Source organism: Bradyrhizobium sp. BTAi1, from assembly GCF_000015165.1.
GTDB lineage: Bacteria > Pseudomonadota > Alphaproteobacteria > Rhizobiales > Xanthobacteraceae > Bradyrhizobium > Bradyrhizobium denitrificans.
The window spans coordinates 4,830,088-4,848,641 of sequence record NC_009485.1 but is presented as its reverse complement, the minus strand read 5'-3'; the positions used below and the strand labels follow the sequence as shown (position 1 = coordinate 4,848,641).

Genomic DNA, 18,554 nt, shown 5'->3' with positions numbered 1-18,554 from the left:
CGTTGCCCCGGTGCGGCTCAATGTCCCGCCATCCGGCGTGGTTGGTCTCACCGCGTCATTGCGAGCGCTCGCAAATGACACGGTGAGAGTGATGGACGTCAGGAGCAGCGCGGCAGTTTGCTGGTTTCCTAGTCCCGAAACGCATCGACCCTCGCGCTCAATGCCCCGCCATGTGGCGGCCGATCTCGGTGAGGTCGGCTTCACCAGCGCGGGTCTCGTAGGTGAGCTGGCCGTGGAACATCACCACCAGCCGGTCGGACAGTTCAAGCAGCTCGTCGAGATCCTCGCTCACCAGCAGCACCGCGGCGCCGCGGTTGCGCGCGGCCATGATCTCGGCATGAATCTGCGCCACCGCCGCGAAGTCGAGGCCGAAGCAGGGATTGGCGGCGATCAGCACCTCGACGTCATGGCCGAGCTCGCGCGCCAGCACCGCGCGCTGCACGTTGCCGCCGGACAGCGCCGCGATCGGCGTGTCCGGCGTGCGGGTCTTGATCTTGTAGCGGTCGATCTTGGCGGTGGCGTCCTGGCGGAACGCCGATCTGTTGAGCCACCAGCCACCGCGGGCGAACGGGGCGCGGTCGAATTCGCGCAGTGCGATGTTGTCGGCGACGCTCATGCCGCCGACGCAGGCGTTCTTCAGCGGCTCCTCGGGAAGCAGGGACATCTTGTGGCGGCGCATCTCCTCGCGGTTGGCCGAATAGGCCTCGCCGGAGACCCTGATGGTGCCGCTCTCGGCCTCGCGCTGGCCGGCGAGCACCTCGACCAGCTGGCGCTGGCCGTTGCCGGAGACCCCGGCGATGCCGACGATCTCGCCGGCGCGGACGGTCAGCGACAGGTCATGCACGGCAAGGCCACCGGCATCGTCGCGGGCGACGAGCCTGTCCACTTCGAGCCGAATGGTGCCGGTCTCGCCGGTGCGCGCCGGCTGCACCGTGAGCTGCTCGGCGCCGATCATCATCCGCGCCATGTCATCCGGCGTGAGCTCAGAGACCTTGCCGCGCCCGGCGAGCTTGCCGCGCCGGAGGACCGTGACCTCGTCGGCGAACGCCATCACCTCGCGAAACTTGTGCGTGATCATCAGGATGGTCAGCTCGCCGGCCTCGACCATCTTGCGCAGCATGCCCAGCACCTCGTCGGCCTCGCCTGGTGTCAGCACCGAGGTCGGCTCGTCCAGGATCAAAAAGCGGCGCTTCAGATAGAGCTGCTTGAGGATCTCGCATTTCTGCCGCTCGCCGGCCGAGATGTCCGAGACCTTGGCGTCGAGCGGCACGCGGAACGGCATATGCGACAGGAACGCTTCCAGCGCCTGCTTCTCCTTGGCCCAGTTGACCACCGCCGGCACGTCGTCGCGCGCCAGCACCAGGTTCTCGGCAACCGTCATCGCCGGCACCAGGGTGAAGTGCTGATAGACCATGCCGAGGCCGAGCGCGTGCGCGTCCCGGGGATTGCTGATGGCGCGCTCGCGTTCGGCGATCAGCACGTCGCCTTCGGTCGGGCGATAGTAGCCCATGATGCATTTGACGAGCGTCGACTTGCCGGCGCCGTTCTCGCCGAGCAACGCGTGGAACGAGCCGGGCCTGACCTTCAGCTCGACATTGTCGAGCGCGGTGAACGCGCCGAAGCGCATGGTCATGGCGATGGCCTCGACGCCGAACGCGGAGGATGGCGTCGGATCCTCGCCGATCACGACAGCGCCTCGATGACAGCGGAGGAGGTCGCGACCGCGCCGAACACGCCGCCCTGCATCTTGATCATCTTCAGCGCGTGGTCGTGATTGCCCTTGTCGGTGGCGCCGCAGCAGTCGGACAGCAGCACGCATTCGAAGCCGCGATCGTTGGCCTCGCGCATCGTGGTGTGGACGCAGACATCGGTGGTGATGCCGGTGAGCACGATGTTCTGGATGCCCTTGAGGCGCAGGATCAGCTCAAGATCGGTGGCACAGAACGAGCCCTTGCCGGGCTTGTCGATCACGATCTCGCCGGGCAGGGGCGCGAGCTCCGGGATGATCTCCCAGCCCGGCTCGCCGCGCACCAGGATGCGGCCGCACGGGCCGGGATCCCCGATGCCGGCGCCGATCTGCTGCGAACGCCAGCGCTTGTTGGCGGGCAGGTCGGAGAGATCGGTGCGATGGCCCTCGCGGGTGTGGATGATCAGGAAGTTTTGCGCGCGCATCACCGTGAGTAGCTTCTTGATCGGTTCGATCGGCGCCCGCGTGAGCGACAGGTCATAGCCCATCTTGTCGACATAGCCGCCGACACCGCAGAAATCGGTCTGCATGTCGATCACGATCAGCGCGGTGTTTTCAGGGCGGAGGTCGCCGTTGTAGGGCCAGGCATAGGGCTCGGAGCGGATGGTGCGCGCGGTCATTGCGGACCTCTGGAACTAGCGGGTGATGGACAACTCGGCCGGCGCGCCGCTGAGCGTGCGTTTCGGCGAGCAGGTGATGATCATGATGAGCAGCGTCAGGATGTAGGGCGCGGCGTTGAACAGATGATAGCCGGAGGTGACGCCGACCGATTGCAGTGCCGGTCCCAGCGCGGCCGCGCCGCCGAAGGCGAGCGAGGCCCACAGGCACAGCATCGGGTCCCAGCGCGCGAAGATCACCAGCGCGACCGCGGTGATGCCCTGACCGGAGGACAGGCCCTCGTTCCAGCTGCCGGGATAGAACAGCGACAGAAACGAGCCGCCGATGCCGGCGAGGAAGCCGCCGGCCATGGTGGCGCGCAGCCGGATCATCAGCACCGAATGGCCCATCGCCCGCGCCGCATCTGCGCTCTCGCCGGCGGTGCGGATGAGAAGGCCCCAGCGCGTCGTCTTGAACGCCCAGAACAGGATCGGGGCCAGCACCACGCCCAACAAGAACAGCACGTTGATGCGCAGCGCGGCGCGGACCTGCGGCACGTCGCTCCACCAGCCGAAATCGATCGCCGGCAGCCGTGCGGCGGTTGGCTCGATCAGCGGCTTGCCGAGGAAGAACGCCAGCCCGGTGCCGAACAGCATCAGTGAGATGCCGACCGCGACGTCGTTGACGCGCGGCAGCGAGCAGATGCCGGCATGCAGCGCGCCCAACAGCGCGCCGGTCAGGCCGGCGGCGAGCACCCCTAACCACGGCGAGCCCGTGAGATAGGAAATGCCGTAGGCGCTCATTGCGCCCATCACCAAGGTGCCCTCGAGGCCGAGATTGATGCGGCCCGCGCGCTCGGTGATGCATTCGCCGAGACTGACGAACAGGAACGGCGTGGAGACGCGGATGGCGCCGCCGAGCACCGCGAGCGGCACGGTCCAGAGTCCGATATTGCCGTCAGCCATGTCTCACGACTTTCCCTTCAGGAAACCGATGCGGCCGTAGAGCGCGTCGCTCGCCAGTACCGAGATGAAGATGATGCCCTGCAGCACCAGCACCGAGGCGTCGGGCAGGCCGAGCCGGCGCTGCAACAGGCCGCCTGACGCGTTGATGCCGCCGAGCAGGATCGCGACCGGGATGATGGCGAGCGGATTCTGCCGGGCGAGAAACGCGACGAGAATGCCGGTGAAGCCGTAGCCGACCGCGAGATTGGCATTGGTGCGGCCCTGCACGGCGGCGACCTCGACCATGCCGGCGAGCCCGGCGCACGCGCCCGCCAGGAAGCAGGCGGTGAGGATCAGCCTGCCGACGGAGAGGCCGACGATCTTGGCGGCGCGGATATTGCCGCCAGCAACGCGGGCGGCGAAGCCGAAGGTGGTGTGATAGATCAGCACATAGGCCGCGACCGTCACGATCAGCCCGAACACGAGGCCCCAATGCACATCGGTGCCGGGGATGCTGCCGATCATGTTGGCGGCGCCGATCTCCCGCGTCGACGGCTTGTTCAGGCTGGCCGGATCGCGCATCACGCCTTCGACGAGATGGTTGAGGATCGCGAGTGCGATATAGACCAGCAACAGGCTGGAAATGGTCTCGTTGACGCCGCGATATTGGCGCAAGGCTCCTGACAGCAGGATCCACAATCCGCCGCCGGCCATGCCGGCGACCACCATCGCGATCTGCACGACGAGCGGCGGCATCCCCTGCAGCGCCAGCGCGGCCGAGGTCGCCGCGAGCGCGCCGATCAGCAGCGCGCCTTCGCCGCCGATGATCACCATGCCCAATTGCGCGGGCAAAGCGGTGCACAGCGCGGTGAGGATCAAAGGTGCGGCGCGGGTCAGCGTGTTCTGCCAGGAGAACCAGGTGCCGAACGCGCCGTAATACATGTACCAATAGAGGTCGAGCGGGTTCTTGCCGAACAGCGCGACGAAGATGCCGAACAGGACGAGCGCGGCGACAAGTGCCGCGCCCGGAATCAGGATGTACTCGATCTCCGTGCCCCAGCGCTGCAGAAAGCCTGCATCCGCGGCCGGCGCGATGGCGGCCGCATCAACCGGATCGGCCGCCTCCGTGGTCACGACGTCGCTCCGATGACGCCCTCGACCAGATAGTCCATCTTCTCCAGCTCCGGATCCTTCTGGCCGCGCTCGGTGCCCGCGGTGATCACGGTGTTGCCCTTGTTGTCCTTGATCGGGCCCTTGAAGATCGTGTAGCCGTCGCCGAGGAACTTGGCCTTGATCTCGTCGGCATGCTTCCGCGCCTGCTCGGACACCGCCTCGCCATAGGGCGACACCTTGACCAGCTCTTCCTTCAGACCGCCGCGATAGAAGTTCGGAATGCTCTCGCCGGCGGCCAGCATCTTCACGAATTTCGGATACAGCGCCTCCCAATTCCATTCCGCGCCGGTGAGATAGGCCTTGGGCGCCAGCGGCGACTGGTTGACGTGATAGCCGGTGACGAAGGCGCCGCGGCGCGCCGCGTTCTCGACCATCGTCTTCGGACCGTCGACATGGCAGGTCAGCACGTCCACGCCTTGGTCGATCAGGCTGTTGGTGGCCTCGGCTTCCTTGACCGGCATCGACCAGTCGCCGGTGAAGATCACCTGCGTGGTGGCCTTGGGATTGGCGAGCTTCGCGCCAAGCGTGAAGGCGTTGATGTTGCGCAAGACCTGCGGGATCGGCTTGGCGGCGACGAAGCCGAGCTTGCCGCTCTTGCTCGTATAGCCCGCGACGATGCCGGCGATATATTGCGCCTCGTCGATATAGCCGAAATAGGAACCGGCGTTCTTCGGGTCCTTCTCGCTCCACAGGCCACCGCAATGCTCGAAGCGCAGCTTCGGATATTTGGTGGCCATCTTGATCATGTGCGGATTGTAGTAGCCGAACGAGGTCGGGAAGAGCAGCGTCGCGCCGTCGAGATTGATCATCGACTCCATGGTCTTCTCGACCGCGTCGGTCTCCGGCACCTTCTCCTCTTCAATCACCTTCAGCCCGGGCAGCTTCTTCAGCGCCGCGGCACCTTGCGCATGCGCCTGGTTGTAGCCGTAGTCGTCGCGCGAGCCGACATAGATGAACCCGATTGTCGTCTCGGCGGCGAAGGCCGGCCGCAGGCCTGCGGCTGCGCCGAGCGTCAGCGCCGCGCCACCCTGCAACAGATGCCGTCGTGAAATCCTGCCAAAGTCCATTGCTGTGCTCCCCTCGGCGAGCCCCCGGGCCCGCGCATCTCGGCTTCACCGGCACGGCGGAGCCTCGGTGGGGATCGCAAGCTTCGTGCCAGGGGCAGTCGGATCGGTTGGAGAGCTAAGTCCCTGAAGTGACTTTGCTTTACGATTGCTTGCAATGTGGGCAACGAACACCGCGAGCAAATGTCAGCCTATGTTTTAATCAATCGACTTCAATTGTATGCAACGAGTTCAGCGTAGCGAGACCTTCGGAGAGTCAGCCGAGCACTTCGCCGGATGCGGTCGTGAGAACTTGGTCCGGGGCGCCAAGCTCTGCAGAAATCGACCCTCTCCACGTCATTGCGAGCGCAGCGAAGCAATCCAGCGGCTGTGGGCGGGACTCTGGACTGCTTCGCTGCGCTCGCAATGACGGAGGAAACAGCGGCGCGCACGACGCCGAGGCCGCGCTTGGCGAGGCCTTCTGTCACGTCATCGATGACGCACGTCGCGACGATCAGATCAGATGCCGAGCAGCCAGACCGCCACGATGGTACCGATCACGGCAAGGCCGCTGATCGTCCAACCGGTGACGTAAGCGCCATCATCATGCGCTGCCGGATCGACCATCGTGTCGCGCCAGCCATCGTCCTGCCAGTGCCCCTGTTGGTACGCCATGCGAACCTCCTCGAGCCTGCCTCCCCACGGAATAAGTCGGAATCGATCGCCTCGGGTTCAACCCCTGGGTGAAGTTTTCCTGTGGTGCACTGCAATGCCGGTCCGCGTCATCCGCTCTGGTCTTGCCGGCCAATCGTCCTAAGCTCGTGGCGCGTTCCGACAAGAGAACGAGCAAGGCCGGGGCCGCATGCGCGGTCCCGCAAAAGGGAAGGAAGAGCATCCGATGAAGGATTTCGCCGGCAAGATCGCCGTGATCACCGGGGGCGGCACGGGCATGGGCCGCGAGCTGGCGCGCCAGCTCGTCGCTGAAGGCTGCAATGTCGCGATGTGCGACGTCTCGGCCGAGGCGATGGCCGAGACCAGGAGATTGTGCGAGGCCGAGACGCTGCCGCAGGGCCTGCGCGTCACCACGCACGTCGCCGACGTCTCGATCGAGGCGCAGCTGCAGCGCTTCCGCGACGAGCTCGCCGAGCAGCAGGCCACCGACAAGATCCATCTGTTGTTCAACAATGCCGGCATCGGCGGCGGCGGCAGCCTGTTCACCAACAGCCGCGAGCAGTGGGAGCGCACCTTCAACATCTGCTGGGGCGGCGTCTATCTCGGCGTCCGCACCTTCCTGCCGATGCTGCTGAAGGCCGCCGAAGGACACATCGTCAACACCTCCAGCGTCAACGGCTTCTGGGCCTCGGTCGGCATGGGCGTCTCGCACACCGCCTACAGCGCGGCGAAATTCGCCGTGAAGGGGTTCACCGAGGCGCTGATCAACGACCTCCGCCTGAATGCGCCGCACATCAAATGCTCTGTGGTGATGCCCGGCCATATCGGCACCTCGATCGTCTCGAACTCGCGCAAGCTGCAGAGCGGCACCGAGTCCGACGAGCTCAGCGAGACCGAGATCGCCCAGGCCCGCCAGCGCATGAAAGGCATGGGCATCGACGTCGCCGCGATGAGTGATCAGGACATCCAGAACGCCGCCCGCGAGCGCGCCCGCAGTTTCCTCGAGGACGCCCCGACGACAGCGGCGCAGGCGGCGAAGATCATCCTCGACGGCGTGAAGGCCGAGCAATGGCGCATCCTGGTCGGCGAGGACGCCAAGCTCCTGGACATGCGCGTGCGCCAGTCACCGGAGCAGGCGTATGAGCCCGAGTTCTTCCAGCGTTTTGCGCAGGAGGCGGGGTGGAAGCTGGGGTAGGGGATTGCTGTTAGTTGTAAAAGCACGCCTCTTGCCACGCAGACGGTGAGCTCCCCTCCCCGCAAGGGGAGGGGGGACGAGATCGGTGCGCCGTCCCCGCAGACCGCGGCGACCCAGCAAGGCGTAGGGGTGTACGCGTCATCTATCTCTATGCGAGCTTTGCTGCCCGCGCGGGAAGGCTCCGCGAAGTGAGCCCTGCAGATTGCTCCCTACCGCGACGACGCCACGCGATACGCCATCCGCGTATGGCTCGGACAATACGGCAGGCCGTCGAGCGGCTTCGAGCCGCAGAAGCAGAAATCATCCGCGCCGGGCGTCGAGATCGGCCAGCGGCAGCGCTCCTTGGAGAGTTCGAACAGTGAGCAGCCGTTCTCGACGGGGCCTGCGGGCGGCTCCTCGATCATGATCGGCGGCGGATCGTTGCTCACGGCGCGCAGGATGCGGCGGCGCAGTTTGGGGACGGGGCGGCGTGCGCCGTCCCTGGCATTCTCGGCGCGGACCACGCGCCGTGTGTCGCCGCCATTGTCGCGCGTCAGCGCCAGGCGGGAGATCTTGCCGATCACGGCATTTCGGCTGACGCCGAGCTCGGCGGCGATCTCGCGGCAGGTCAGCCCGGCTTCAAAGTGCTGTTTCAGGGCCCGGAGGCGTTCCTCGGTCCAGGTGGGTTGGGTCTGTCGTTCGGCGGGCATTGTCTATCGCTTCCAAGTTTGATCCGTCCTGGATCGTCCTGGCCGACGGCCGCACCAAAACTGTCTCCGCGTCGCGCCCCTAGATTTACGCCCGTCCGTTGTCGCGAATCGACAGCAGCCCATCCTTGATGGCGAGCCGGATGCCTTCTTCGATCAACGTTCTGCAGACACCCGGAACGCTGGTGCCGTGGGTTCCCTGTTTCACGAGCTTTTCGAGATAGCCGATGGTTGCCAGGGCTAGGGTTACGGGGATGCGGTCAGTCTCGGCTTTTTCCGTCGCCATGCCTAAAAGCTAGTCCGTAACCGGTGTACAGAAAAGTAACTTTTTAGACTCTATTAGGAATCCAATAGGTTGTACAGCCACTTGGGGATAAGTGGTTAAGATATTGAATTTTAAAGGAATATGACGAATCTGGTCGGTCGCGGCGGTGACTCTCCGCGCGGTCGGCGAGTCCGTGCCCGGAATGCGACGGTGCACGAGCCGGTGGAGAGGATTCGCGCCACAACTGGCGGCCAGCCGGCCGGGTGGCTTCACCGAAGGTCCGGACCTGGTCGCGGGGGCCGGGGGGCGATCTGGGTCGGCGTCTCGTCGTCCTGATCGCGATTTCCATAATTCAGAAATTAGGGCTTTCGCTTTTCCGGAAATTGTGCTCTACTGCGCCCATCCCGCCTCATTCGGAAGGGGCGTTGCGCGCGATCGTCACGACACGCGAGGCGGGGATGCGATGGCCGCGATGGAGCCGCAGCGTGTCGTTGAGCGATGCGCGGACGAACGGCGCTGTTGCGGACGCAAAAGCGTGTGGTCCTGGCGCCCCGAAGCTGGCGCTCAATCAGGGGGTGATGATCCCGCTGATGTCGGTGGCTATCAAGCCGGGAGAGCCCGCCATAAGCGTAAAACGCCATCGCGCAGGGAAGGCCGGTCGTCTCGGCTGCACCCGTGGTACCTGCCGCCTGCATTTTTTTGTCCGCAGGCGGGCCATGGGCCGGTGTGCCGAGTATGAACGACAGCTTGGAGGTGGAAGTCCTCTATCCAGCCTGATGACGGCGAAGGATTAGCGAAGCGCAAGGGCGTCATCGCGAGGTGGGGTCTGAAGACAGCGTGGAGCAAAGCCGCGGCCCGATGAACAAACAGCGGATGCGAGGCCTACCCGTCCGGACGAGCGAGCCGCCAATCGCGAAGTCCACGGTCATCAAGGGGCGGGGTGGTAAATCCGACGGGTATGCGGTGAAGGCGGTCGGTCTTACCTCGGGAGATCTGTGTCGTGTCCCAACGGGACTGAGGTCGTCGTAAGGCGGCCGGATCGCGGCGCAGAAGTCAGCAGAGGGCGTAGTAGGCGGTAGCGTGCCGCTAAAGGCCCAAACGATGGAAGGGGTCAGTAGAGCGGTGATCTCGCACGATCCAATGCGGCCGGAAGATCAGAGCAATCTGAACCCTCGCCTCGGACCGAGGGGTGAAGCCCCGCGTGCCGGCGCCGGGGAGGCCGAAGCTCGTGCGGCGTTGACCTGTCTCGAACGCCCGGCGGTCGCGGGACCGTCGATGGAAAGGATCGTCGCACGTGAGAACCTGAAGAAGGCATTGGACCGAGTGAAGCGCAACAAGGGGGCGGCAGGTGTCGACGGGATGACCGTGGACGATCTGCCGACCTACCTGAAGGCGAACTGGCTCACGATCCGGGCTCAGCTGCTCGACGGCACCTACAAACCGCAGGCGGTGCGGCGTGTCGAGATCCCGAAGGCATCGGGTGGCGTTCGGCTGCTCGGCATCCCGACGGTTGTCGACCGCTTCATCCAGCAGGCGGTGTTGCAGGTGTTGCAGGGCGAATGGGACCGGACGTTCTCCGACGCGAGCTACGGCTTCAGGCCAGGCCGCTCGGCGCATCAGGCGGTGACGAAGGCGCAGGCGTACATTGCGTCCCGGCACCGCATCGTGGTGGATATCGACCTGGAGAAGTTCTTCGACCGGGTCAACCACGACATCCTGATGGGGCTGGTTGCCAAACGGGTCGCTGACAAGCGTCTTCTGAAGCTGATCCGCGGCTTCTTGACTGCGGGTGTGCTCGAGGGAGGGCTGGTCAGCCCGACGGAGGAAGGCGCGCCGCAAGGCGGGCCGCTCTCGCCGCTGCTGTCGAACCTGATGCTGGACGTGCTGGACAAGGAGCTGGAGAGGCGAGGTCATCGCTTCGTGCGCTATGCCGACGACTGCAACATCTATGTGCGCAGTCGAAAGGCGGGCGAGCGGGTGATGGCGAGCATCGAGACGTTCCTGGAACGGTGCCTCAAGCTCAAGGTGAACAGGGCCAAGAGCGCGGTCGCCAGACCGAACCACCGCAAGTTCCTGGGCTTCAGCTTTACCCAGGGGAGAAAGCCGCGTCGGCGCATCGCGCCCGAGGCGATCGCCCGCTGCAAGGCCAGAGTTCGGGAACTGACGGGGCGACAATCTGGTCGAAGCCTCGCGCAGATCATCGAGAGGCTGTCGCTGTACCTGAAGGGATGGCGCGGCTACTTCGGGTTCTGCGAGACACCGTCGGTGTTGCGCAAGCTGGATGAGTGGATCAGGCGGCGGTTGCGCGCCGTCGTCTGGACCCAATGGAAGCACGGTCGTACTCGCTTCGACGAGCTGCAACGCTGCGGCGTTGGCCGGGAGCTGGCGCTCAAAACCGCCGGCAACCCACGTGGCCCTTGGCGGCTGGCGAACAGTGCCGGGCTGACCATGGCTCTGCCAAACGTCTTCTTCGCCTCACGCGGATTGCCCTACCTCGCACCCCGCTGAACCGCTCAATCTGTCGAACCGCCGTATACGTGACCCGTACGTACGGTGGTGTGGGAGGGGAGGAAGTCGCGAGACTCCCCCCTATCCCGATTCGGCAGACGCTCGGTCTTCCCTGCACCCTCTGACCTTTCAGGGGGCGAGACCTGCAGCATCATCCGGGCAGCATCTGCCGCGGGGCCGCGCACGCTCGGCCCTGAGTTGCTCCGCTCCCGCCTCGTTCTCCGTTGTCGTCCCGGCAGGCCACGGGCGACGAGTCAGCGGCGGCGCGGCGCCGACCCCGGGTCCATAACCCTAGGGAGCCATTGATTTGCGCAAGTCCATCCATCTCGCGTTACCACGCCCGCCGGTGGCGATGGGTCCCGGCTCAAGGCCGGGACGACAGCTGCGTGCGCCCGCGAGCCTGGAACTCTTCACTCACCCGTGCACGACAGACTTCGCGATCATGCAATGAATACCCTTGGAGCCGTTGACCGTCTGGGTGACGCGCAGGTCGGCCGCGAGACTGCACAGCGTGTAGGCGTCCTCGCGCGACAGATTGCGCTTCTCGCCCAGCAGCACGATCATGTCGCGCAGCGCCCGCACCACGCATTGGTCGAGATCGGGGTCCATCGCCATTGTCATATAATGGGTGGCGGTCTCGCCGCGCGGATAGTCGAGCTTGATGTCCTTGCGGACCGTCAGACGGAAGCGGCCCTGCAGCGCGGTCTCGATCGCGGTCACGCAGACCTCGCCATCGCCCTGCACGCCATGGCCGTCGCCACAGGAGAACAGCGCGCCCGGCACGAACACCGGCAGATACAGTTTGGCGCCCGCACCGAGCTCCTTATTGTCGAGATTGCCGCCCATGGCGCGCGGGATCAGCGAGGTGATGCGACCCCAGGCCGGCGGCGGCGCGACGCCCATCACGCCGAAGAACGGCGCCAGCGGCAGTTCCAGACCCCATGGCAGTTTGCCGACCATCCGGCCCTTGTCGAGCGGGATGTTGAGCAGTCGGCTCTCGCGGAAATCGTCGGGCAGCGTGCCGGCGAGCGGGCGGATGAAATTGTAGCCCCAATCCTGGCGCAGCTGCACGTCCAGGATATCGACCTCGAGCACATCGCCGACGTCGGCGCCTTTGACGGCGATCGGCCCGGTCAGGATGTGGCCGGGCACCATGCGCTCGCTCCTGGCGTGAACCTCGAACAGCTCCGGCGGGACGTAGAATTGGCTGCTGTCGGGGACCACGTCCGGCCCGCCGCTGATCGTGTCGATCGTGACCTCGTCACCGCTGTCGATCGTGAGCACCGGCTTCAGCCGGGATTCGAAAAAGCCCCAATGGCAGGTCTCGGGGCTCGCGTGCAGATGATGATGCGTCATGATCCTCTCATTCGCGCCGGTTCGGGGCTCACCATAGCGCATCCGCCGGCCGCCGCAGAGAGATGGCGATGCATGGCGGCTGTCGTGTATGAGGACGGCAGCGGCGATTCACTCCGCGCCGGAGCTTGGTATGTTTTTTGTCTTGTCGAAGACGCTCGGCCTGCTGGCGTTGCCGACCAATTTCATGATCGTGCTCGGGCTGCTTGGCGTCGTCCTGATGCTGACCCGATTCGCCGTATTCGGCCGCAGGCTCGTTGTGGCCGCGATGCTGCTGCTCGCCGTGCTCGGATTGACGCCGCTCGGCAGCCTGATGCTGTCGCCGCTCGAGAGCCGCTTTCCGAAATGGGATCCAGCCAAGGGCGCGCCGGACGGCATCATCGTGCTGGGCGGGCCGGTCGATCCCGATCTGTCAATAATGTATGGAATGCCGGTGACCGTCGCCGGCGCCGACCGGCTGATCCAGGCGGCCGCGCTGGCGCGGCGCTATCCGAATGCGCGCATCGTGTTCACGGGCGGCAGCGCCAACCTGATCTCGACGGACGCGAGGGAGGCCGACGTCGCCGCCGATATTCTGCTCAGCCTCGGCGTCGCCAAGGAGCGGCTGACCTTGGAGCGGGAGTCGCGCAACACCTACGAGAACGCGGTGTTCTCCAAGGCCATGGTCGCGCCGAAGCCGGGGGAGCGCTGGTTGCTGGTGACCTCGGCCTTTCACATGCCGCGCTCGGTCGGGCTGTTCCGAAAGGCGGGTTTTCCGGTCGAACCCTATCCGGTGGACTGGCGCGTCGGCCGCGTCCTCGACGTCGATGGTGTCTCGCTGCTGGGGCTGCGGCGCGCCGACATTGCGGTGCGCGAATGGGTCGGGCTCGTCGCCTACCGCCTGCGTGGTCGGATCGACGATCTGTTCCCGGCGCCGAACTAGGCGGCTCGAGGCCCGAATCCGGCGATCGCGGTCGTCAGCTCGGCGCGCACGCGCTCAACGACCGGCTCGTAGCGGCAGCTTGCATCCTGGTGGAACAGCCGGGCGCTACCGTACCACGGGCTGTCGTCGCGATCACGCAGCCATCGCCAGTCGGCGAGGTAGGGCAGCATGATCCAGGTCGGACGACCCAGCGTGGCGGCGAGGTGGGCCACGCTGGTGCAAACGCTGATGACGACGTCGAGGCAGGAGATCAGCGCGGCGGTCTCGACGAAGTCGGTCAGATCGCCACTGACGTCGATGATACGGCTCTGCTGAATCAGCAGGGCCTGGTCTGCCGGCCGCGGCTCTTTCTGCAGGCTGATGAAATCGGCATCGAGATCCAGCAGTGGCAGCAGCGTCGAAAGTGGCATCGAGCGGTGACGATCGTTGCCCTGGTGCGGATTGCCGGACCAGACAAGGCCGACCCGCAGCCGTTGATGCGATCCCAGCCGCTGCTCCCAGGCCGACACACGGTCGGCCGGCGGCGGCGGCAAATAGGTCGCGGGCGGGATGGTCTCCAGCGTGGTTCCAAAGGCGAGCGGCAGGCTCATCACCGGACAATGCATGTCGAAGGCCGGGCGCTGCAGCTCCGGCTTGAAGGCGAGACATTGCGAGACGCCTGCAATGCCCGTCATCAGCGGCCGCAGCGCCTCGCGGACCACCAGGATGACCTTGGCGCCGCGCGCCGCGACCTGGGGGATGTAGCGGGCAAACTGAATGGTGTCGCCAAAGCCTTCGTCCTCCTCGATGAGGATGGTCTTGCCGCTGATGTCCTCATTGCCGAGCCATTTCGGCGCGGCGAAACGCGGATATTCGGGCGAGAAATCCGGCATGTTCCAGCGTGCCTCGCGCCGGGCCCAGCCGGAGACGTAGTCGCCGCATTGCAACTCGACATGGGCGAGCTGCCAAGCGGCCTTGGCATTGCCAGGATCTATGGCAAGGATCTTCTGATAGACGTCGGCCGCGTCGGCGAAGCGCCGCAGCTGCAACAGCGCAAAGCCCTTGTTGAGCAGCACCTCGATCATGCCCGGCTGCAAGCTCAGCGCACGGTCGAACCAGCTCAGCGCCTCTGCGTGACGGCCGAGACAGACAAGCGCGTCGCCGACATTGTTGCAGGCCAGCGGATCGGCCGGCGCGAGCGTCGATGCGCGCTCTGTATCGGCGAGATAGTCCGGGTAACGGTTCAGCTTGCGGAGGCATTTGGCGCGCATCTGCAGCGCCGTCAGGTCGTTCGGCTGCTGCGTGAGGCAGACGGTAAACGCCTCGACGGCCTCCGCGTCGCGCTGCTGCTGGTGCAGCAGCAGTCCGCTCTGGAACGCGGCCTCCTTGTGAGCGGGATCAATCGAGAGCGCATGCTGGTAACTCAGCAATGCTTCGGCGCCGCGATCGAGCGCCAGGAGCACGCCGCCGAGATGCTTCCACAATTCGGCATCATCCGGTTTGAGCTGAATGGCCTTGTCGAACACCGCCAGCGCATCGTCGAGCCGGCCCATCTGCTTGAGCGTGAAGCCGAGGCTGGTCAGATAGTCGATCTTTGGCGTCTGCCGGATGGCCTGCGAAAGCCAAGCCACGGCGTGATCGTGTTGCCGCGACTGCAGCGAGATCAGGCCCATCAGATAGAGGCTGTCGGCGTGGCCGGGATCGAGCTCGAGCGCCTGCTGGCAGCACAGCTGGGCATCGAGCAGCTGGCCTGCGCCGAGGTGATGCAGTCCGGCCTCGTACAGCGCGGCAGGCGAAAGGGTGGGCACGCCATCCGAGCCGCCTGCCACGCTCTTGCCGCCTTGCTTCCGGTCGCTGCGGCCCATCGCATGTTCCTGTTCGAGCGAGACAAATTCATAAGTGATTCCCGAGACATCGAGAAGGGTCCGGAAGACCGGGCGCGGGCGGGGCGGGGAGGGGCTGGCCTCGACGCCTGCGACCGTCTAACAAGCGCCTCGACCCGTAAACAGACCTTGCAAGGGAGCACCGCGCGCCCAGACGGTGCGGCAGGGAGGGAGCGCCACATGCAACAGCCCAACATCTCCGAACGGCTCGATCTGGCGGCAATGGTCGCCGACCTCAATGCCTTGCTGCGTCTCAAGACCACGGTGATCGGCATCAAGATGTTTGCCCGGGTCGAGGACATGGCAGCGGTGGAGAAGATTCGCCGGCCCAATGCGGTGCACACCACCGATCAGATCGTCAGCATGGCCGCGCGGCTCGGCTGGACCGTCGGAATCACCGCCGACGATCTCGTTGGCGCGCAGTGCCGCGCGGTGATCGGGCTCGGACCGCAGGACGATACCTGGCTCAAGGGCGAGAATTATGTCGGCGTCTGGCACGGCACGGCCGAGGACGCACGCAAGCGGCAGGAGGCGCTCGACGTCGTGCCGTTCGGCCGTTACCAGGCGATGGCGGTCAGCCCACTGTCGAGCGGCCGCCTCGATCCGCCGGACATCTGTCTTGTGTATGCGACGCCGGGACAGATGATCATCCTGATCAACGGCCTCCAATATGTCGGCTACAAGAAATTCGAATGGGGGGTCGTCGGCGAAACGGCCTGTGCCGATTCCTGGGGCCGCGCGCTGAAGACCGGCGAGCCCAGCCTCTCGCTGCCATGCTTCGCCGAGCGCCGCTATGGCGGCGTGCCGGATGAAGAAATGTTGATGGCGCTCAAGCCCGCGGATCTTGCCAAGGCGATCGCCGGCATGAAACAGCTGGCGAAGAATGGCCTGCGCTATCCGATCGCGCCTTATGGCATCCAGAACGACGTCCGCGCCGGAATGAGCGTGTCGTATGGGAAGAAGTGACATGTGTCGTCATTGCGAGCGCAGCGACGCAATCCAGAGTCTTGTCGCTGAGACAGTCTGGATTGCTTCGTCGCAAGGGCTCCTCGCAATGACGGAGCAACTGATTTGCGGCTGATCTCCAGGGAACAAGAATGACGTCACCCAAATTCGACCTCATCGTCTATGGCGCCACGGGCTTCACGGGCAAGCTCGTCGCCGAATATCTCACCACGCAATATCGCGGCGATGCGTCGCTGTGCTGGGCAATGGCAGGCCGCAGTCTCGACAAGCTCGCGGCCGTGCGCGATGAGATCGGCGCGCCCGCCGATACGCCGCTGATCGCGGCCGACGCATCCGATCCCGCCTCGCTGGCGGCGATGGTGGCGCAGACCAAGCTGGTGCTCACCACGGTCGGACCCTATCAATTCTATGGCAACGAGCTCGTGGCCGCCTGCGTTGACACCGGCACCGACTATGTCGATCTTTGCGGCGAGCCGGTCTGGATGCGGCAGATGATCGACAAGCATCAGGCCGCCGCCGAGAAGAGCGGGGCCCGCATCATGTTCTCCTGCGGTTTCGACTCCGTGCCGTTCGAGCTCGGCGTCTACTTCGTGCAGCAGCAGGCGAAAAAGGTGCTTGGCGCCACCGCGGCGCGCGTCAAGGGGCGGGTGCGGGGCATGAGCGGCACGCTGTCGGGCGGCACAGCTGCGAGCGCCAAGGCGACCTTCGACGCCGTTGCCAAGGATCTCAGCCTGGTATCGATCCTGAAAGACGCGTTCGCGCTGACGCTGGGATTCAAGGGTCCGAAGCAGCCGGCCGGCAACAAGCCCCTCTATGAGGAGGATCTGCAGTCCTGGACGGCGCCGTTCATGATGGCGCTGATCAATACGCGCAACGTTCACCGCTCCAATATGCTGATGGGCTTTCCGTACGGCCAGGACTTCGTCTATGACGAGATGGTGCTGACCGGCCCGGGTGAGAAGGGCGAGGCCAATGCCAAGAAGGTCATGGCCGCCAACGCCGAGAAGACCGGGCCGAATGCGCCGAAGCCGGGCGAGGGACCCTCGAAGGAGGAGCGTGAGAAGGGCTACTACAATCTGTTGTTTGTCGCGATCGCGGCCGATGGCCGCCAGGTCCGCGCAACCGTCAAGGGCGACCGCGATCCTGGCTACGGCTCGACCTCGAAAATGATCTCAGAATGCGCGATCGGCCTGCTGCGCGACGGCGCCAACGTCAAGGGCGGGTTCTGGACGCCGGGCGCAGCACTGGGCGACAGCCTGATCAAGCGGCTGGTCGACCATGCTGGCCTGACCTTCACGGTGGAGGATTAGGAGAGTGCGCCCTGCGGGCCGATCCCGGCGGATCGGCCCGTCTCGACCTGGTAGGTGCGTGCGGCGGCGATCATGCCCCACATCGTGCCCAGCATCAGGAAGAAATGCCGCCAATGGTCGGTATCGATGATGAAGCTTTCGCCGACGGTGCCGAGGAACGCCGAGAACACCGCGATATAGGTCCGCTGCCAGGGCACGCGTACGAAGAGGTAGCGGAAGCCGAGAAAGACGGTCGTAAAGACCAGGGCGGGATAGCAGATGCCCGACAGCCAGCCGCCCGACATGAACGCGTTCAGATAGGAGTTATGGGTGTCCTCGGGGAAGTAGTTGTGAAACTGCAGCGGCCCGATGCCGAACGGCAGATCGAGCGCCATGTCGGCCCCCAGGATGTGGCGGCCGAAGCGACCGAACCGGCCGCCATCATAGCTCTGGTCGAAGCTCGCCCGCTGCTTGAACATGTCGGCGACTGAATCGAGGGAGAGCAGAACCGCGATCAGCATGAGGCCGATTACAGCAGCGGCAAGCGTCATGACGATGATGCGGGAGCGCTCGCGCGACGATGTGCTGGTCAGGACCATCAGCGCGAGCATGAAGGCGGAGGTGAGGACCAGTCCGCCCCAGGCCGCACGCGAGAAGGCAAGCAGGATGGCCAGGGCCATCACGCCGAGCGCGAAGCCGGCGCGCAAGGTTGCGGCCAGGCGCGCCGTGACGACATTCTGCAGCGCGAGCAGCGCCGGCAGGATGAGGAATGCGCCGAGCACATTGGGATCCTTGAAGGTGCCGCGGGCGCGGCCGTACAGAGTGAGGAGATCGTAGCCGCCGGGCACCAGATGGAAATAGCCGGCGACGCCGGCCAGTGCGGCGACGGCACCGCCCATCACCAGGCCGCGACGAAGCATATCGAGCCGCGCCCCGGTATCGTCGGATGTCACCAAGGCCAGGAGCATGGCGGTGACGGCCATGTACCAGGAGGTGGCGATCCAGCTCGCGATCTTCGAGTCGTCGAGCAGCGGAATGGCGCTGATCGTGTAACCGAGATTGATGAGGAACAGCAGCAGGAGGAGAGGCAGGAAGACCAGGCGCAGCCGGATGCCGGTGGCAATGAAGACCGCCGCCGAGGCAAGCGTCGCGAGCTCGTAGGGGCTGGGTTCGATGAAGACGATGGCGCCGGCAGCGCCGACCAGCCACACCAGCGCGCGCTGCAGCGCCACGACGCCCGGAGGGGTGATCGTCGGGGACACGAACTCTCTGGCTGCCACCTCGGCCATCAGGACCTCGCACTCATACGCAACGCCTGGCGCGACCGGTCCT

Annotated in this window: 16 protein-coding genes; 5 read left to right on the top strand and 11 right to left on the bottom strand. The window is 65.4% G+C overall.

The window, feature by feature from the left end:
* Nucleotides 1-157: 157 nt before the first annotated feature.
* From BBTA_RS21635 to BBTA_RS40825, 6 genes are all read right to left on the bottom strand, one after another.
* Nucleotides 158-1,633, bottom strand: coding sequence for an ABC transporter ATP-binding protein (locus tag BBTA_RS21635; protein ID WP_049795503.1), 1,476 nt, complete (start codon nucleotides 1,631-1,633; stop codon nucleotides 158-160).
* A 50-nt stretch (nucleotides 1,634-1,683) separates the two neighbouring features.
* A complete protein-coding gene (locus BBTA_RS21630) occupies nucleotides 1,684-2,367 on the bottom strand; it encodes a cysteine hydrolase family protein (RefSeq protein WP_012044641.1) in 684 nt (227 codons plus the stop codon).
* 15 nt (nucleotides 2,368-2,382) lie between these two features.
* Complete coding sequence (locus BBTA_RS21625) at nucleotides 2,383-3,309, bottom strand: ABC transporter permease (RefSeq protein ID WP_012044640.1); 927 nt, start codon at nucleotides 3,307-3,309, stop codon at nucleotides 2,383-2,385.
* A gap of 3 nt (nucleotides 3,310-3,312) precedes the next feature.
* Entirely contained in the window at nucleotides 3,313-4,422 is a 1,110-nt protein-coding gene (locus tag BBTA_RS21620) for an ABC transporter permease (protein WP_012044639.1), read from the bottom strand.
* A complete protein-coding gene (locus BBTA_RS21615; RefSeq protein ID WP_012044638.1) occupies nucleotides 4,419-5,528 on the bottom strand; it encodes a BMP family ABC transporter substrate-binding protein in 1,110 nt (369 codons plus the stop codon). The genes BBTA_RS21620 and BBTA_RS21615 overlap by 4 nt, the downstream gene beginning before the upstream one ends.
* A 495-nt stretch (nucleotides 5,529-6,023) precedes the next feature.
* A complete protein-coding gene (locus BBTA_RS40825; protein WP_012044637.1) occupies nucleotides 6,024-6,179 on the bottom strand; it encodes a hypothetical protein in 156 nt (51 codons plus the stop codon).
* A 223-nt stretch (nucleotides 6,180-6,402) separates the two neighbouring features.
* Here BBTA_RS40825 and BBTA_RS21610 point away from each other — a divergent pair, with 223 nt between their 5' ends.
* Nucleotides 6,403-7,371: an SDR family NAD(P)-dependent oxidoreductase gene (locus tag BBTA_RS21610; RefSeq protein ID WP_041751548.1), complete on the top strand. Its 969-nt coding sequence runs from the start codon at nucleotides 6,403-6,405 to the stop codon at nucleotides 7,369-7,371.
* Nucleotides 7,372-7,580: 209 nt separating this feature from the next.
* Here BBTA_RS21610 and BBTA_RS21605 read toward each other — a convergent pair whose 3' ends face one another.
* Both BBTA_RS21605 and BBTA_RS21600 read right to left on the bottom strand, forming a co-directional pair.
* A complete protein-coding gene (locus tag BBTA_RS21605) occupies nucleotides 7,581-8,060 on the bottom strand; it encodes a GcrA family cell cycle regulator (protein WP_012044635.1) in 480 nt (159 codons plus the stop codon).
* Nucleotides 8,061-8,145: 85 nt separating this feature from the next.
* Nucleotides 8,146-8,343, bottom strand: a complete 198-nt coding sequence (locus BBTA_RS21600) for a hypothetical protein (RefSeq protein WP_006614936.1) — start codon at nucleotides 8,341-8,343, stop codon at nucleotides 8,146-8,148.
* Nucleotides 8,344-9,597: 1,254 nt separating this feature from the next.
* Here BBTA_RS21600 and ltrA point away from each other — a divergent pair.
* Nucleotides 9,598-10,830 carry a group II intron reverse transcriptase/maturase gene (gene ltrA / locus BBTA_RS21595; protein ID WP_244424072.1) on the top strand — a complete coding sequence of 411 codons (1,233 nt, stop codon included), beginning with the start codon at nucleotides 9,598-9,600 and terminating at the stop codon, nucleotides 10,828-10,830.
* Nucleotides 10,831-11,244: 414 nt separating this feature from the next.
* On the opposite strand, the gene BBTA_RS21590 is transcribed toward ltrA, so the two are convergent.
* Complete coding sequence (locus tag BBTA_RS21590; protein ID WP_012044632.1) at nucleotides 11,245-12,186, bottom strand: acetamidase/formamidase family protein; 942 nt, start codon at nucleotides 12,184-12,186, stop codon at nucleotides 11,245-11,247.
* A gap of 130 nt (nucleotides 12,187-12,316) precedes the next feature.
* Here BBTA_RS21590 and BBTA_RS21585 point away from each other — a divergent pair, with 130 nt between their 5' ends.
* On the top strand, nucleotides 12,317-13,105 hold the full coding sequence (locus tag BBTA_RS21585; RefSeq protein ID WP_012044631.1) for a YdcF family protein: 789 nt from the start codon (nucleotides 12,317-12,319) through the stop codon (nucleotides 13,103-13,105).
* On the opposite strand, the gene BBTA_RS21580 is transcribed toward BBTA_RS21585, so the two are convergent.
* The gene (locus tag BBTA_RS21580) at nucleotides 13,102-14,949 is read right to left on the bottom strand and encodes a tetratricopeptide repeat protein (protein ID WP_012044630.1); all 1,848 of its coding nucleotides are present in this window, start codon (nucleotides 14,947-14,949) and stop codon (nucleotides 13,102-13,104) included. The two genes, BBTA_RS21585 and BBTA_RS21580, sit on opposite strands and share 4 nt — an antisense overlap.
* Nucleotides 14,950-15,147: 198 nt before the next feature.
* Here BBTA_RS21580 and BBTA_RS21575 point away from each other — a divergent pair, with 198 nt between their 5' ends.
* Nucleotides 15,148-15,933: a DUF169 domain-containing protein gene (locus tag BBTA_RS21575; RefSeq protein WP_012044629.1), complete on the top strand. Its 786-nt coding sequence runs from the start codon at nucleotides 15,148-15,150 to the stop codon at nucleotides 15,931-15,933.
* Between the two features lie 131 nt (nucleotides 15,934-16,064).
* Nucleotides 16,065-17,243, top strand: a complete 1,179-nt coding sequence (locus tag BBTA_RS21570) for a trans-acting enoyl reductase family protein (protein ID WP_012044628.1) — start codon at nucleotides 16,065-16,067, stop codon at nucleotides 17,241-17,243.
* On the opposite strand, the gene BBTA_RS21565 is transcribed toward BBTA_RS21570, so the two are convergent.
* Complete coding sequence (locus tag BBTA_RS21565; RefSeq protein ID WP_012044627.1) at nucleotides 17,240-18,511, bottom strand: O-antigen ligase; 1,272 nt, start codon at nucleotides 18,509-18,511, stop codon at nucleotides 17,240-17,242. The genes BBTA_RS21570 and BBTA_RS21565 overlap by 4 nt on opposite strands.
* Between the last annotated feature and the right edge of the window lie 43 nt (nucleotides 18,512-18,554).